Source organism: Pseudomonas sp. B21-017 (assembly GCF_024749245.1).
Classification (GTDB): domain Bacteria; phylum Pseudomonadota; class Gammaproteobacteria; order Pseudomonadales; family Pseudomonadaceae; genus Aquipseudomonas.
Map to the genome: position 1 here is coordinate 2,303,959 of NZ_CP087194.1, position 15,234 is coordinate 2,319,192.

Annotated in this window: 14 protein-coding genes; 10 read left to right on the forward strand and 4 right to left on the reverse strand. The window is 60.1% G+C overall.

Going from position 1 to position 15,234, the window contains the following annotated elements:
• Window positions 1-127 precede the first annotated feature (127 nt).
• Window positions 128-1,021: a LysR family transcriptional regulator gene (locus tag LOY28_RS10455; RefSeq protein ID WP_258613639.1), complete on the forward strand. Its 894-nt coding sequence runs from the start codon at window positions 128-130 to the stop codon at window positions 1,019-1,021.
• A gap of 106 nt (window positions 1,022-1,127) precedes the next feature.
• Here LOY28_RS10455 and LOY28_RS10460 read toward each other — a convergent pair whose 3' ends face one another.
• The gene (locus tag LOY28_RS10460; protein WP_258613641.1) at window positions 1,128-2,174 is read right to left on the reverse strand and encodes a class I SAM-dependent methyltransferase; all 1,047 of its coding nucleotides are present in this window, start codon (window positions 2,172-2,174) and stop codon (window positions 1,128-1,130) included.
• A 299-nt stretch (window positions 2,175-2,473) separates the two neighbouring features.
• Between LOY28_RS10460 and LOY28_RS10465 the strand changes: the two genes are divergently transcribed.
• The 5 genes from LOY28_RS10465 to LOY28_RS10485 all read left to right on the forward strand — a co-directional run bounded on the left by LOY28_RS10465 (window position 2,474) and on the right by LOY28_RS10485 (window position 9,843).
• Window positions 2,474-3,310 carry a DUF692 domain-containing protein gene (locus LOY28_RS10465; protein ID WP_258613643.1) on the forward strand — a complete coding sequence of 279 codons (837 nt, stop codon included), beginning with the start codon at window positions 2,474-2,476 and terminating at the stop codon, window positions 3,308-3,310.
• Window positions 3,303-4,073, forward strand: a complete 771-nt coding sequence (locus LOY28_RS10470) for a DUF2063 domain-containing protein (protein WP_258613644.1) — start codon at window positions 3,303-3,305, stop codon at window positions 4,071-4,073. The genes LOY28_RS10465 and LOY28_RS10470 overlap by 8 nt, the downstream gene beginning before the upstream one ends.
• Before the next feature lie 148 nt (window positions 4,074-4,221).
• Window positions 4,222-8,880: an RHS repeat protein gene (locus LOY28_RS10475; RefSeq protein WP_258613645.1), complete on the forward strand. Its 4,659-nt coding sequence runs from the start codon at window positions 4,222-4,224 to the stop codon at window positions 8,878-8,880.
• Window positions 8,877-9,185, forward strand: coding sequence for a contact-dependent growth inhibition system immunity protein (locus LOY28_RS10480; RefSeq protein WP_019582712.1), 309 nt, complete (start codon window positions 8,877-8,879; stop codon window positions 9,183-9,185). The genes LOY28_RS10475 and LOY28_RS10480 overlap by 4 nt, the downstream gene beginning before the upstream one ends.
• Window positions 9,186-9,519: 334 nt before the next feature.
• The gene (locus tag LOY28_RS10485) at window positions 9,520-9,843 is read left to right on the forward strand and encodes a hypothetical protein (RefSeq protein ID WP_258613650.1); all 324 of its coding nucleotides are present in this window, start codon (window positions 9,520-9,522) and stop codon (window positions 9,841-9,843) included.
• A gap of 202 nt (window positions 9,844-10,045) precedes the next feature.
• On the opposite strand, the gene LOY28_RS10490 is transcribed toward LOY28_RS10485, so the two are convergent.
• Window positions 10,046-11,356 carry an ATP-binding protein gene (locus LOY28_RS10490; protein WP_138867212.1) on the reverse strand — a complete coding sequence of 437 codons (1,311 nt, stop codon included), beginning with the start codon at window positions 11,354-11,356 and terminating at the stop codon, window positions 10,046-10,048.
• Window positions 11,353-12,093, reverse strand: a complete 741-nt coding sequence (locus tag LOY28_RS10495; RefSeq protein ID WP_026286577.1) for a response regulator — start codon at window positions 12,091-12,093, stop codon at window positions 11,353-11,355. Before LOY28_RS10495 ends, LOY28_RS10490 begins: the two co-directional genes overlap by 4 nt.
• Before the next feature lie 318 nt (window positions 12,094-12,411).
• Here LOY28_RS10495 and LOY28_RS10500 point away from each other — a divergent pair, with 318 nt between their 5' ends.
• The 3 genes from LOY28_RS10500 to LOY28_RS10510 all read left to right on the forward strand — a co-directional run bounded on the left by LOY28_RS10500 (window position 12,412) and on the right by LOY28_RS10510 (window position 14,252).
• Window positions 12,412-12,675 (forward strand): DUF2790 domain-containing protein, encoded by a 264-nt coding sequence (locus LOY28_RS10500; protein WP_258613654.1) that lies wholly within the window; start codon window positions 12,412-12,414, stop codon window positions 12,673-12,675.
• A gap of 50 nt (window positions 12,676-12,725) precedes the next feature.
• Window positions 12,726-12,956: a hypothetical protein gene (locus LOY28_RS10505; RefSeq protein WP_258613658.1), complete on the forward strand. Its 231-nt coding sequence runs from the start codon at window positions 12,726-12,728 to the stop codon at window positions 12,954-12,956.
• An 87-nt stretch (window positions 12,957-13,043) separates the two neighbouring features.
• Window positions 13,044-14,252, forward strand: a complete 1,209-nt coding sequence (locus LOY28_RS10510; protein WP_258613660.1) for a cytochrome c biogenesis protein DipZ — start codon at window positions 13,044-13,046, stop codon at window positions 14,250-14,252.
• A 17-nt stretch (window positions 14,253-14,269) separates the two neighbouring features.
• On the opposite strand, the gene LOY28_RS10515 is transcribed toward LOY28_RS10510, so the two are convergent.
• Window positions 14,270-14,725: a GNAT family N-acetyltransferase gene (locus tag LOY28_RS10515; RefSeq protein WP_258613661.1), complete on the reverse strand. Its 456-nt coding sequence runs from the start codon at window positions 14,723-14,725 to the stop codon at window positions 14,270-14,272.
• Window positions 14,726-14,957: 232 nt separating this feature from the next.
• On the opposite strand from LOY28_RS10515, the gene LOY28_RS10520 reads away from it, so the two are divergent.
• On the forward strand, window positions 14,958-15,230 hold the full coding sequence (locus tag LOY28_RS10520) for a DUF4242 domain-containing protein (RefSeq protein ID WP_258613662.1): 273 nt from the start codon (window positions 14,958-14,960) through the stop codon (window positions 15,228-15,230).
• The last annotated feature ends 4 nt before the right edge of the window (window positions 15,231-15,234 follow it).

The window sequence follows — 15,234 nt, forward strand, 5'->3', positions numbered from 1 at the left end:
TGGGCGGCTGGCTAGCCGGATGGGGAGGGAGTGTCTCGCCACAGGATTTATTTGTTAAGTTGATTTTTAAGGTTGATTGATAGATAAAACTCACCAATGAGTGCGCGCTACGTTGGAGACAGTGGCCATGACCGTTAAACAGATCCGCGCCTTCCTGGCCGTGGCCCAGAGTTTGAGCTTTGCCGTGGCTTGCGAGCGATTGCACCTGTCCCAGTCGGCGTTGAGCCTGACCATCAAGGCGCTGGAGGAGGGCCTGGGCGGGCGCCTGTTCACCCGCAATACCCGCAACGTCGCACTGACCGCCGAGGGTGAATCGCTGCTGCCACTGGCCCGTCGGCTGATCGCGGACTGGGACAATGCCGAGGATGAACTGCGCCAACGCTTCACCCTTCAGCGTGGCCGCGTGACGCTCGCGGCGATGCCATCGTTTGCCGGCAACCTGCTGCCGCCGATCCTCAAGACCTTCCGCGCGCGTCATCCCAACGTCAACGTCACGGTGAACGACGTGATCAACGAGCAGGTGCTGGAAATGGTCCGCGACCGTCAGGTGGAGTTGGGCGTGGCGTTTGAGCCGACCCAGAGTTCGTCGCTGCAATTTACCCCGTTGTACATCGACCGGTTTGTGGCGGTGGTGCCGCTTGATTCACCGCTGGCGGAACTGGGCGATATCGATTGGCAGACCTTGCTCAAGGAACCGTTCATTACCTTGCAGCGACCGTCCACGGTGCGGGTGATGCTCGAAGAGCACTTGCAGGCGCGGGGCATGAAATTGCCGGTGGAGTTTGAAAGTCATCAGTTGGCAACGGTCGGGCGGATGGTGGCCAGCGGACTGGGCGTGAGCGCGGTGCCAGCGTTGTGCGCCGGGCAGATGCGCGAGCTGGGCGCGCGTTGCATCACCCTGCGCGACCCGGTGGTGGAACGGGCGATCGGGGTACTGACGACGGGGCAAGAACTGTCGGCGGCGGCGCAGGCGTTGTTCGATATTCTCAAGGCCGAAAACCTTGGCGAGCGTCTGAGCTGATCACGGTCACCTGTTGAAATGGACTGTGGCGAGGGGGCAAGCCCCCTCGCCACAAAAGCACACCCCGACAGGGTGGGTTTAGCCTGCCTGGGTGATGCGCCTACCCTTATTTACGCGCCTCCAGAATCAGGTTGAACGGCGTTTCCGTGGCTCGCCGGAACTGGGTGAACCCCGCCTCGGTGAAGACCTTGCGCAACCGTGCCTCGCCTGCCTGGGCACCGAGCCCGAGGCCGACCTCCTGGGACAGCGAGTTGGGTGTGCAGATAAAGGTCGAGGCGGCGTAGAACAGCCGTCCCACCGGGTTGGTGTTCTCGTCAAGCGTGTCGTTGGCGAAGGGCTCAACCAGCAGCACCGTGCCGTCGGGTTTGAGCGATTCATAGGCATGCTTTGCGGCACCGACCGGGTCACCCATGTCGTGCAGGCAATCGAAATAGCAAATCAGGTCATAGTCGTCGCCCGGATAGCTCTTGGCGGTGCCCTGGAAGAACCGCGCCCGACCGGACACGCCACCTTCTTCGGCGCGCTGGGTGGCGACGGTGATCGAAGGCGCGTGGTAATCGAAACCGACGAACCGCGACTCGGGGAAAGCCTGGGCCATGATCACGGTCGAGGCGCCGTGGCCGCAGCCGATGTCCGCCACTTTCGCGCCGGCTTCCAGTTTGGCGACCACCCCGTCGAGCGCCGGCAGCCACTCGCTGACCAGATGCGCCTTGTAGCCTGGGCGGAAGAACCGCTCGGTGCCGCTGAACATGCACGGATGGTGATCGCCCCAGGGCAGGGCGCCGTTGCCGCGCATGGCGTTGACCAGTTTGTCCTTGTCATGGAAAAACGACGCAACCACCGCCATACCGCCGGCTACATAAACCGGTGAGTCTTCGATCGCCAGCGCCAGGGCTTGCTCTTCGGGCAGGCGGAACTGGCCGTCGCGGTGTTCCATGTAACCGGAGGCGGCGTGGGCGCTGAGCCATTCACGCAACAGGCGAGTGTTGCAGCCGGTCTTCTCGGCGAGTGCTTCGGGGGTGACTGGCTGACTGTCGGCCATGGCCCGGTACAGGCCGAGTTCTTCGCCGAGGATGACGTTGGCGAGCATCGCCGCGCCCCCCATGTCGCTCACCAGTTTGCCCATGAAATCATTGAGTCTGGCCTCGTCCATCTTGTGTGCTCCTTCAGCAGGATCACGGCCCGCAGGCATTGTTTGTCGAGGCATGCGCCTGTGGGCGGTGATCGTGGGAATGAACAGGACGATAACCGCGTCCTGGCTCCCCCCGCGGGGGGTAATCAACAAGTCTAGTTCGTGTATCCCTCTGTATCTGGCTGCCTGTCCGATACAGTGCGCTGAGAAGAGGGGTGTTTGCGCACACAGACCCGACACACCGAGGCGCTTGACTGGGCCTGCCGGCCGGCACTGATTTTCAGGCGCTGGAGACCGGATCCCAGGATGAGATCGACACCATGCAAATTCCCCTTACATCTGCGCAGGCGACCGTCGGGCTAGGCTTGCGCCGCGGTTTGATGAAGGACCTGCAAGCGGCCCCGGCGGGCGCTTTCGATTTTCTGGAAGTCGCGCCGGAAAACTGGATTGGCATCGGCGGCGCGCATGGCGCGGCGTTTCGTGCCCTGGCCGAGTGTTATCCGTTGTCCTGTCACGGCTTGTCCTTGTCGCTGGGCGGATCGGCGCCGCTGGACGTCGGGTTTCTGCGGGAAGTGCGGGTTTTCCTCGATCACTACAAGGTGCCGCTGTACAGCGAACACCTGAGCTACTGCAGCGATGACGGGCATCTTTACGATCTGCTGCCGTTGCCGTTTACCGAGGAAGCGGTGCATCACGTTGCCGCCCGAATTCGTCAGGCACAGGACATTCTCGGTCGGCGTCTGGCGGTGGAAAACGTCTCCTACTACGCCGCGCCGCAGCAGGACATGGACGAATTGACGTTCACCAACGCAGTGCTGCGCGAAGCCGATTGCGACCTGCTGCTGGACGTCAACAATGTCTACGTCAACTCGATCAATCACGGTTCTGATCCGCAGACGTTTCTGGCGGGCATCGACACGGGGCGGGTAGTCGCAATGCATGTGGCGGGGCATTTCGACGAATCCGACACCCTGAAAATCGACACCCACGGCGCCTCGGTCAAACCGGTGGTCTGGGCTTTGCTGGCCGAAGCGTATGCGCGGTTCGGCGTACAGCCGACGCTGCTTGAACGGGACTTCAATTACCCGGCGTTCTCTGAACTGGTGAGCGAGTTGCAGACCATCCGCCGACTGCAGGAGGAGGCGGACCGTGGATAAACCGACGCTGTATCAGCAGCAAGACACCTTGACTCGCTACCTGCGCGACCCTGAGCACTGTGCTCCACCCGCCGGGATGGACGTGGCACGGGCGCAGGTTTATCGCGATCTGGTGTTCTCGAACCTGTCGTCGTTGCTCAGCGGCACCTTTCCGGTGTTGGTGAGAATACTGGGGGACAGTGACTGGCGTTCTCTGGTGCGAATCTTCCTGCGGGACTACCGCGCTCACACGCCAAAATTCGGCGAGATCGCCCGGGAGTTTGTCGAGTTCCTCGCATCGATTCCGCTGGCGCTGAACGATGGGCCATGGCCACCGTTCATGGTCGAACTGGCGCATTACGAATGGGTCGAAATGGCCCTGCAACAATCCGACGCCGAGCCGCTAGCCGCCAGCGATGCAGGGCTGCTGCTGGATCTACCGTTGCAGGTTTCGCCACTGGCCTGGCCGTTGGCCTATGGCTGGCCGGTGCAAAAAGTGGGGCCGGATTATCGGCCGCAAGTGCCACCGACTCAGCCGACGTTGCTGTTGGTGCGTCGGGCCGAGGACTGGAGTGTGCACTTCTCCGAACTGAGCCCGTTGGCGTGGCGATTGTTGCAGCGGATCGGGGAATTTCCTCAACTCGATGGCCGGTCGCAACTGGAAGGGCTGGCGGTGGAGGCTGGGACGGCGGGGTCGCAGGCTTTTATCGATAGTGGGTTGGCGTTGTTGCGGCAGATGCATGGGGAGGGGGTAATCGGCATAGCGGCCTTTAGTCGCTGCTAATCAGCGAATCGCCCTACATCCATTTCTACCTTTCCTGACTTCATTTCTGATTGATCCCCCGCAAAGTCCCCGCGCCTAATTTTCTGCGCAAGGGATTGCTTATGTTCGACTCCTTTTCTCCCGTCACTGCCTACTTTCCGGTGCGTTGATGGAGCACATCGCCCGTATCGAGCAGGAGCTAGACCGTTTTCCGGACTCCCTGACGCTCTACCGCAAACAGCTTAAGCATTGGTTCAACCAAACGGCGGACATGGCCAGCCGTGCCGCTGATTTGCCGTCGCTGATGGACATGGAACGCAAAATCAAACTGGGCGATACCAGTAAGTCCGTCAGCAGCAGCGATGACGATTTTTTCTCCAGCGTTGCGCAGTGTCCCGACGGCGGAATTCTGCAGATCGAGAGCAAGTTTGAGTCGGTTTACGATGTTCCGTTGGGGAATATTCAGGTCGATGTCATTGCGGTGGATGGCGGTAAGTCGACGCCTGTGACGCTCAATGAACGTGGCAAGGGAGAGTTCACCGGTACACCCGGCAAGTTCTACCGCGTTCATGTTCACAACGAAGTCACCCCGGATCAGGTAAATGAGCTGTTTTCCTCGTACGACGGCCTGACGAAGGAGCTCGACAGCTGGCTGCGTGATGAATGGCAGACGTTCAAACCGAAGTGGTCGGAATCGTCTTCGGTTGCTGTAGGCAATGGAATGCTCGCGGGAAGTTGGGCGGCAATTGAAGGAGTATGGGACGGCATTGGCCTGCTTTCGGACATTCTCAAGGATCCGGCGAAGTTTGGAGAGCGGTTGGGCGAAAGCGCCGCAGAGCTGGAGAAGCTCGCCAAAGCCGCACCGGATGTCATGGAAAAAGCCCAGTTGCTAGTCAGTGACGAAGCGGCGCTGTTTCTGCTGGTGCGCTGCGCCAGCCTCTGGCTGGACATGCTGCCACCCAGCGAAATTGCCGGCAAAACCGCCGAAGCGGTGTCGATGGTGGTGGTGCAGCTGCTGATCGATATCCTGATTGGCCTCGTCCTGACGTTCGCCGGGGCGGGCGCCGGCATCGCCTATCTGACGATGCGTTTGGCTGATCGAGCTGCGCAGTTGATCAGTGCCGTTGTGCGTCTCGTGAAGGCGATTTTCACGATCATCAATAACTTCATCGGCTATGTCGACCGCTACAAAAAAGTCGCCGCCCGTGGCATTGCGGCGGGCCTGAAAAAAGGCCGGATGCAACTGCGCTGGGATGCCAAACGCAACACCACACTGAAAAAAAACGAACACCACGACGACTCCCCGGATCAGGCGAAAAACCCCAACGGCGACAGCGCCACCTGTGCACCGTCGACCTGCAAAAATGGCTGCCCAGTGTCGATGGTCACCGGCGAAGAACTGCTGACCCTCACCGACGGTGCGCTGGACGGCATCCTGCCGTTCGACTTCACCCGACTCTATCGCACCAGCGCCGCCGAGATCGACTGCGGCCTCGGCTTTGGCTGGAGCCATTCGCTCGCCCATCGACTGGAGATCGACGGCGACCAGGTCATCTGGATCGACCACGAAAACCGCCGCACCACTTTCCCGCTGCCGAGCAGCGAACGCCCGGCGATCCACAACAGCCTGTCGCGCGCGGCGATTTATCTCGGCGATGCCCCTGAAGAACTGATCCTCGCCCAGGCCGGCGACGACACGCGGTTCTACCACTTTCACCAGGGTCGGCTGACGGCGATCAGCGACGCCTACGACAACCGCCTGCGCATCACCCGCGACCGCCAGGAGCGCATTCAGCGCCTCGACAACGGCGCCGGCCGCGCCTTGCTGTTGCGTTACGACTGCGCCCACCTGATCGCCGTCGACTACCAGTGTTTCCGCCCGGCGCAGACCCTCGCCGAGGCCTGGTATACCGAGCAGACGCTGGTCAGTTATCACTACGACGAACGCGATCAACTGATCGAAGCGAGCAATGCCGCCGGCGAAAGCGAACGTTACGACTACGACGACAACCACGTAATTTTGCAGCGGCAACTGGCCGGTGGCGCGAGTTTCTTCTGGGAGTGGGAAAGGTCCGGCAAGGCGGCGCGCTGCGTGCGGCACTGGGCGTCGTTTGCGCAGATGGATGCGCGCTACGTCTGGGATGATGCGGGCAGCGTCACGGTCCTGAACATCGACGGCAGTGAAGAGGTTTACGTCCACGACGACCGGGCGCGGCTGGTGCGCCGGGTTGGGCTGGATGGCGGTGAACAGCTCAAGGCCTACGACGAGCAGGGCCGGTTGGTGGCCGAGCAGGATCCACTCGGGGCCGTCACTGAATACCGCTACGACGACGTCGGACGATTGGTGGCGCTGATTCCGCCGGAGGACGAACCGACGTCCTACGAGTATCGCAACGGTTTCTTGCACGCGCGCTATCGCGGCAAAGCGGTGTGGAAATACCAGCGCAATGCTCAGGGCGATGTCACCGAAGCGACCGATCCCGACGGGCACGTCACCCATTACCACTACGACCCTCAGGGCCGGCTGTTGTCGGTCCGCTACCCGGACACCAGTCGGCATGTCTTTGTCTGGAATGCCTTGGGTCAGTTGCTTGAGGAAACACTGCCAGATGGTGGGCAGCGAACGTTTTCCTACGATGCGCTGGGACGGCAGACGACTCGTCAGGACGAACACGGTGCGCTCACCCAGTATCAATGGGATGCCGTCGGCCGACTGGTCCAGGCGACATTGCCGACCGGCGCCACCCGTGGGTTCAGCTACAACGCCTACGGCAAGATCACTGCCGAACGCGATGAACTGGGCCGCATCACCCGCTATGAATACGTCGACGACCTGCACCTGGTCAGCCGCCGGATCAATCCCGACGGCACCCAGCTCCAGTACCGCTATGACAATGCGCAGCTGCTGCTCACGGAAATCGAAAACGAATCCGGCGAACACTATCGGCTGGACTACACACCCAACGGCTTGATCCGACAGGAAACCGGTTTCGACGGCCGCCGCACCGCCTACGTCTACGACCTCAACGGCCATCTGCTGGAGAAAACCGAATTCGGCGATGACGGCTCGCAGCTGGTTACCGGGTACGAGCGGGATGCGGAAGGACGGCTGTTAGTCAAAACCTTGCCCGACGGCATCAAGGTCGAATACCGCTACGACAGCCTCGGCCGATTGGTCAGCGTCGACGACGGTCACGATCACCCGCTGGAGTTCGAGTACGACCAACAGGACCGCCTGATCACCGAGCATCAGGGCTGGGGAACGCTGCGCTATGGCTACGACGCCTGCGGCCAGCTCAACCGCCTGCGCCTGCCGGACGGCAGCAAACTCGACTACCACCACGCCAAGGGTGGTGCGCTGACGGCTATCGACCTTAATGGCACACGTCTTACAAACCACACGTACAAATCCGGTCGAGAACTACAGCGCCAGCAAGGCCTGCTGCTCAGCGAATATGCCTACGACGAACAGGGCCGGCTAAAGGCCCACGCCGTCAGTCAACAGCAAAAAAGCCTGTACCGCCGCGACTATGCCTACAGCCTCAACGGCAATCTCGACCACATCGCCGACACCCGCCACGGCCAGCGCAGTTACCAGTACGACCCGCTGAACCGGCTGACCCGCGTCCGCCACACCCGCGACGACCCACCGGAAAGCTTCGCCCACGACCCCGCCGGCAACCTGCTGATGCAGGACCGCCCCGGCCCGACGACCGTCAAAGGCAATCGCCTGCTGATGCAAGGCGACCGCCATTACGACTACGACGCCTTCGGCAACCTGATCCGCGAACGCCGTGGCACCGCGCAAAAACTCGTCACCGAATACCGCTACGACTGCCAGCATCGGCTGATTGGCGTCACGTTGCCGGATGGAAGTTGCGCGAGCTATCGCTACGACGCCTTCGGCCGTCGCATCGCCAAAACCGTCGAAGGCAAAACCACCGAGTTCTTCTGGCAGGGTGATCAGGTCGTCGCCGAAAGCAGCAAAGAGCGCTACCGCAGCTACGTCTACGAGCCGGGCAGCTTCCGCCCGTTGGCCATGCTCGACGGCAAAGGCCCGCGTAAGGCCTGCCCGTTCTATTACCAACTTGACCATCTAGGCACACCGCAGGAACTGACGGATTTCGGTGGCGAGATTGTCTGGTCGGCGAAGTACAACGCCTACGGCGAAGTCACTCACCAGACGTTCGGCGGGGGCGAGCAACTTGAACAACCGTTACGGTTTCAGGGGCAGTACTTCGACGCCGAGAGTGGTCTGCACTACAACCGGCATCGGTACTATGATCCGCAGGTGGGTCGGTATCTGACACCGGATCCGATCAAGCTAGCCGGTGGGCTGAACCAGTATCAATACACGCCGAATCCGACGGGGTGGGTTGATCCGTTGGGGTTGGCATGTCTACCGTGTCCCGGAGAAATAGAGGCTGATGGGCCGTTCAGCGAAATTGTTCCGGGTGGTGGTTTAGCAGCACACGAGGCCCAAGGAGGGCATCTTATTGCGAAGCATATCGGGAGAACGGATTTGCAGTTAGCACAAAGACTGGAAGCAGAGCCAACTATCCCTGCCGCTTCAACATTCCCTGATCGAGCTATTGCTGAGTCGGCTGTCGCGAGGGCGCTATCTGAAAACAAAAAACGGATCGACAAGTTCCTTAAAAGTAAAAAGAGCAAGACGACCATTACGCATCAATTCGACCTGCCAGTAGGAATCAGTTTGCCTAACGGTAGTACCGACTATGTGCCAGCCTCGAAAGTATTGTTGGTATTGATAAAAGACGCCCGACGTCCTGAGGGATATTTTTTGCTGACAGGGTTTCCAGAGATATGAACAAAGAATTTCCCGAGTTACACGACTTTTTTGGAGCGTACTTCCATCAAGATTGGACGGTCGAACATGATACGGCTGAGCAAGTGATTGATGCTTTTTTAGCTGACTCCGATCCCGAGGATCTGATGGTAGTCCAGCATGAACTCAACACACTGCTTGATCAGCGGAAAGATGAGCTGGTGTTAAGGGATTACCTATTGAAAGAACTGAGCTGTTACTACTGCTACTGGAATGCGTGGGAATCAGGCGAGTCGTGGTTGCTCCATATCGCCAACAGATTGGCTAGTCGGCTGGATCGTCCTTGATGGAAAATTGCTGCGAAATTTCTGGGCAAAGTCGTCGGAAGTTTCCTTCAAGTTGTAGCGGTTTCCATGAACTGGTGCGCAGCGCGCCTCATCGATAGTCTTTGGGAGGTCACTGCAAATTCAGTGACAGGGCGTGGAAGCCCTTCTATCGTTAGGCGCATCAAGCGCCACCAGTTCGGCGTTTTTTATCGTGTTTCATGGTGGCTGTGCGCGGGGCGCTTTCGAGTGCGCCGGGTGCCTAACGTCCCGGTCTTCCACACCTGCGTACAGCCGCCACCTATTCGCGTGGAAGTGATTTCTGGCGGCTTCAATCCATACGTTAGGACTTAAATCGATGAAGACGCTTACACCCGATCCACCCTACGAAAAAATAATCCCTCATCCCGAAAACCGCTTCATGGCCCTCACCGGCAACTGCACCGACATGCCCACCCTGTTCGTCGATACCCACGCGCCGATCGATGTCTTGTATGACGCTGCCAGCTATCGAATTCGCGCAGTCACTCAGGTGCTTGAGAACATGTCGATGCGCGGTTCAGTCGAGTGCGAATCCTTCATTCTCAGTGATTTTGCTTTGCTCTGTGCCATTCCATTGCGCGATGGCTGCGATGTGCTGGATGTCATTGGACGGCGGTTGTGGGCTCGGCCTTCGGAATAATGTCGAGTGGCTTTTGTGGCGAGGGAGCTTGCTCCCGTTCGGCTGCGCAGCAGTCGTAAACCGAATTCTGCGGTGTGTCTGGCTAATCCGTGGTGTAGGTTTTGGGGCTGCTGCGCAGCCCAGCGGGAGCAAGCTCCCTCGCCACAAGGGCCTGACTGCACACAATCCCCCAAACACCACACCTACATTGGATGGGTGGTGTTTATTGGGGCTTCGGTAACCTGAGTTCCGCACACAACCCTCCGTCCACGCGATTGCTCAGAGTCAGTGACCCGCCAATCGCCAGCGCCAATTGCTGGGCAATCGCCAACCCCAACCCGGTCCCGCCGGTGCTGCGATTACGCGAATTCTCCACGCGGTAGAACGGCTGCATCACCTGGGCCAATTGCTCTTCGGCAATCCCCGGCCCTCGGTCCATGACCTTCACCGACAAGCTGCCGTCCGCCTTCGTTTCCACCCACAACTCAGCCGCGCCAGCGAATTTCAGCGCGTTGTCTACCAGGTTAACCAGCACTCGCCGCAAGGCATGGGGCCGGGTGTCGATGACTGCGGCGCTTTTGCCGCCCAGCTGCACGTCTTTGCCCATGTCCTGATAGTCGAACACCAGGCTGTCGAGGAACGAATCCAGATCGGTGCGGCGACTTTCCTCGGTGGCGCCATGGATGCTGCGGGCGTAGGCCACGCCTTCGCGCACCAGGTGTTCCATCTCGCCGAGGTCATTCCACAGTTTGTCTTTTTCGCTGGAGTCGTCCATGAATTCGGCACGCAGTTTCATGCGCGTGATCGGGGTTTGCAGGTCGTGGGAAATCGCCGCCAACAGTTGCATGCGCTCCTTGAGATACGCCGCGATACGCGCTTGCATCGCATTGAACGCCCTGGCGGCGTAGGCGACTTCGGTCGGGCCTTTTTCGTCGAGGTGCACGGCGTGGGTGTTGGGGTCGAGGGTTTCCACGGCTTGGGCGAGGCGGGTGAGCGGGCGGATGGCGATTCTCACGGCCAGCCAGGTGCAGGCGATCAGCAGCGCCAGTTGTCCCAGCAATACCGCCGGCAACCACGGGGACAAAGGCACCATCGCGGGTCGCACGTCGATGGTGACGGGGCTGCCGTCCTTCAGTTTCAGATGGGCCTGGAAGTGTTTCTTCGGGCCGGGGATGTCGGTAAAAGTCAGCGGATATTCATGGCCGATGGCGTCCTGAATCGAGGGGACTGCAATCGGCACATCGCTGGGCGCCATCGGTGTGCCGGGCGAACCTTCATTCAGCAGATAACCATAGTTGGTGCGTTCCAGGCGCTGCAGCCAGCTCGCTCGTTCGTTGGCAGGCAAGCGGTCGAGGATGGCGAGGGAGGTCGAAACGTCGGTTTCCAGATTGCCCAACATCGTATTTTTCGCACTTTCATAACGCTCGTAGTACTGCGCGCCAAAGGACAGCGCCTGGGCGAGGATCAGGCCGATCAGGAAAATCAGCGACAGCCGCGAGGCCAGCGTGCGGGGCCAGTGCAGCGCAAGGTTCATGACGGCGCACCGAGCACTTCCACCGGCAGGGAAAACACATAGCCTTCGCTGCGTACGGTCTTGATGTAGGCCGGTTCCCGGGCATCGTCCAGCAGGCGCTGACGCAAGCGGCTGACCAGCAAATCGATGGAGCGGTCAAACAGGTCGGCGTCGCGACCTTGAGTCAGGTTCAGCAACTGGTCGCGATTGAGCACCCGCTGAGGATGATCGAGGAACACCCGCAGCAAACGGTATTCCGCGCCGCTGAGGGCGACCATGGTGCCGTCCTGATCCAGCAGATGCCGGGCCGAGGTGTCCAGGCGCCAGCGACCGAACGCCAGCAGGCGACCGCTTTCGGTGATCACCAGATTCGGCGGCAGCATCCGCGTACGGCGCAGCACGGCGTTGATCCGGGCGAGCAGTTCACGGGCGGCGAACGGTTTGACCAGGTAGTCGTCGGCGCCCATTTCCAGGCCGATGATGCGGTCGGTTTCATCGTTGCGCGCGGTGAGCATCAGCACCGGCGTGGCCTTGTGTTTGCCGGCACGCAGCTCGCGGCAGAGCAGCAGGCCATCGTCGCCCGGCATCATGATGTCGAGCACGATCAGGTCCACCGGCGTGGTCTCCAGAAACGCGCGCATCTGCCGTCCATCCGCCACCACGGTGGTGCGCAGGCCGTTCTTCTTCAGGTAATTGCCTACCAGTTCCCGGATCTCGCGGTCATCGTCCACGATGAGAATGTGATCGACGTGTTCCATGGTCGCCATGCCTCTTGAGTAGGAGTTTTCGCGCAGTCTACCGAGTCAAGGCTCGCTCGCCCGCAGCGGTTTGTATTGCAGTGTATCTGGCCTGTCGGCGGATACACGGGGACGCAAAAACAGCCGATTTCAGGGGTTTTGTATCGCTGTGTATCGCCGGCCGGTGTTGATACATAGCAATTTACTCGCGCCTGTTCCGGACACAGACGGGATACCTCGCGGGCTTCTAATGGCTTCCAATCGAGGCAAACCCAAACCGCCTCGGCCCCATCAACGATTTGGCAACGATTGACCCATTGAAGCCCCGAGGAAACCACCATGAATACCAAAGCCGTCTACGCCGCCTGCCTGTTTGCCGCCCTGAACATCTGCACCTTGTCGGCCCGGGCCGAAGCCAATGTCACCCCGCAAACCTACACCTATGGCACGCACCTGGACATCCAGAAAGTGCTGTCGATGAAAGAGGACGCCACGACTTCCTGCGGGATTGTGAATGCGCGGATGACCTACCTGGATTCTCAAGGCAAAACCCAGGCCCTTGATTACCGCAAATTCGCTGACAACTGCAACGAAGACAACTGAGTCCTTTGCTCACCCGTTATCAATCCCTTTTTTGAAACAGGAAGAACTCCATGAACAACGTCACCCGCTTTTTGACCGCCATCGTCTTTTCCGTAGCCGGCGTCGCCGCCCATGCCAACGCGGCTGTTGAACAGAGCAGCTGTGGCAGCAGCACCTGCTTCCAACTGACGCCGCTGGTGGCTGAGGATGGTTCCAGCCGCACACCGCAGGGGCAATTGGTTGCAGAGAACGGTTACAGCCGGACGCCACAGGGCCAGCAGTTGGAAAACCAGATGGCTTGAAGCCAGGCACTGTTCCGATGAACTCAATATTCCCAGTGTGGGAGCAGGCTAGCCCCCACATGGGACTCGTATTCTCAAGGTGAACCCATGTTTCTCATCGCATTCCTGGGCGGCATTTTGACCGTCCTCAGCCCCTGCATCCTCCCGGTCGTGCCGTTTCTGTTTGCCGGTGTTAAACGCACACGCACCTCGATCCTGCTCACCCTCGGTGGCATGGCCCTGACCTTCGCCCTGATCTCCAGCCTGGCCGTGGTCAGCAGCGATTGGGTGATACAAGCCAACAACACCGGCCGCCATGTGGCGCTGATCGTGATGGTGCTGTTTGCGCTGTCGCTGATCTCCGCCCGCATCGGCGGCTGGCTGGCGCGGCCGTTCGTGTTGCTGGGCAATCGCCTCGACCCCAACACTCGCAAAATGTCCGGCCCGCTGGGCTCGGTGATGATTGGCGTCGCCACCGGCCTGCTCTGGGCACCGTGTGCCGGGCCGATCCTCGGGGTGATCCTCACCGGCGCCATGCTGCAAGGCGCCAACGCTCAGACCAGTCTGCTGCTGGTGGCGTATGGCCTGGGCAGCGCGTTGTCACTGGGCATCTTGATCTTCGCCGGTCGCGGCCTGGTCAATCGCTTGAAACCGTCGATTCCGGTCACCGGTTGGCTGCGTCGCGGCGCCGGTGCCGGGGTGTTGGTCGCGGCGGCGGTCATCGCCACCGGAACCGATAACAGGCTGCTCGCCGGCACTTCGTCCGAAGGCGTCACGACCGTTGAACAGCAGGTGCTGGAAACCGTACCGAAAGTGGTCGATTACCTGGTCAGCAAGGTCAAGGCCGACCCGATGGACGCGGCCAAAGGTGCGATGCCGTCACTCTCCGGCGCGGTCGAATGGCTCAACTCGCCAGCGCTGAGCAACGACTCCCTGCGCGGCAAGGTGGTGCTGGTGGATTTCTGGACCTATGACTGCATCAACTGCCAGCACACCTTGCCCTACGTGAAGGACTGGGCGAAAAAATATGAAAAGGACGGCCTGGTGGTGATCGGCGTGCACACCCCGGAATACGGTTACGAACGCATCCTCGACAACGTTCGCGATCAGGTGAAAAAACTCGGTATCACCTACCCGGTGGCGATCGACAATAACTACGCGATCTGGCGCGCCTTCGACAACCAATACTGGCCGGCTCACTACCTGATCGATGCCAAGGGGCGGGTGCGTTACAGCCACTTTGGCGAGGGTCGCTACGAGACTCAGGAGCAGATGATCCGGCAGCTGTTGGAAGAGGCCAAGGCGCCTGCTGCGTAACCTTTCCAATCAATGGCTCACAGGTTGCGCACCATGAGCCATTGGTCGTTTTCCCAGGCCTGAAAACGCTCCAGCACTGTCCATCCGCGTCTGGCGTAGTAATCGCTTTGGTCCCGGGTGTGCAAATAGATCTTCGCCACGCCACGTTCCCTGGCCTGCGCGCATATCCCTTCAATCAAACGCTCCGCCAATCCTTTTCCCCTTGCTTGGGGTGTGACGAACACACAAGCCAGCCAAGGACCCAGGTCAGGCCGGTGAGCCAGGTCGGCGGCGGCCAGTGCCGCACCACCCAGCAGGCGGTCTTCATCCAGGGCGATCAAACATTGCCATGTGCCGTCGAATTGGCCGTCAGCGAATTCCCGTTGCCACTGAGGCAAGGGCTGGTCGGCGTATTCATAGTGGAATTGTTGGTGAATCCATGAAGCAAAGATGTCGCTGTGGTGCATGTGGTGAGCGAGCCAGTCCAGAGGCATGGGGGAATCCTTTCAAAAGACGGTGGCCCATAAGAGCTGATTCATGGCGCATCGGCAATCCCGTGGGCCGGGTGTTAATCCTGCGTTACAAACGCATGACCATGCATCGGAGACCGGCGCATTTCGTGAGTCTGCCGGACGACCGGGCAGGACGGATACCTGTCCGGGAGCTTTAGTTTGTGGACGGGGTCACTTGCGACCCTGCCATCACCATCATGAAAGGGAGAGGGTTATGCCTAAGTTCATTATTGAACGCGAGCTTCCAGGAGCTGGCGCACTGCCGCCGCAGGAACTCAAAGCGATCTCGCAAAAATCCTGCGATGTGTTGCGTGGATTGGGGCCGCAAGTGCAATGGCAGCAGAGTTACGTCACGGGCGACAAGATTTATTGCGTGTACATCGCGCCGAGCGAGGAGCTCATCAGGGAGCATGCCAAACAAGGTGGTTTTCCGATCAACAGCGTTTCCCGAGTCATGAGCATCATCGACCCCACCACGGCGGAGTAAGCCG